Here is a 678-nt window from a genome sequence, read left to right on the forward strand (position 1 = left end):
GTCGCTTTATTTGAGGCAACCTTTGAGCGCATGGCACTGCACTCATTCGGTGAGATAAACTGATAGCCTAGCGTGGTGAGCAAGGTTAAGGCAGGGATTTTTGAACTGAACTCTTCTTGAAAGTTAATGCCGCGGTTGGTCATATCTGCCCACCTTAATTACATTGCTCATAATCTAATTTTATTACATCTGATAAGGGTGTAAATTTTGGATTTAAAACGACTTCGCTTTCACTAGCTCTCATCCAAAAAATATCAGAATTACTTACAGTGGTTTTGATAACAACTCGATCTTCTTTATCAAATCCATAGTGGTTAAAAGCGAATGCTTTTGCTGTATCAAAATCAGTAGTCCAAGATTGTCGATCCCTATAGCTTTCATCTTCAAATGATTTTAAAGAACATCCCCTGTATACAGTTAGCTCCGCTGGTTGTTCAGGATAACTGTCTACAGGCGAAGATATTACCACTATAGGAAACCAATCATTTTCACCGCGATTTACATGTTCATAAATACCTTTATACGCGTCTTGCTTTTTCAAGATATTAAGCTGCTCAAAACAGCTAAACATTGCATCTATAAATTCATTTTGTTCATTCGTACCATCTTCGTAAGACTCAATATCGTTACTAAATGAAGAAGATATTTTTGAAACTCTTAGCATATTAGAAAGCAACC

General features: G+C 36.6%; 1 protein-coding gene. It reads right to left on the reverse strand.

The window, feature by feature from the left end; all coding sequences use genetic code 11:
• Positions 1 to 154: 154 nt before the first annotated feature.
• The coding region (locus ACS8FC_RS17905) for a hypothetical protein (RefSeq protein WP_439297785.1) at positions 155 to 678 on the reverse strand (524 nt) is incomplete at its 5' end.

Source organism: Psychrobacter sp. 1Y4, assembly GCF_051847555.1.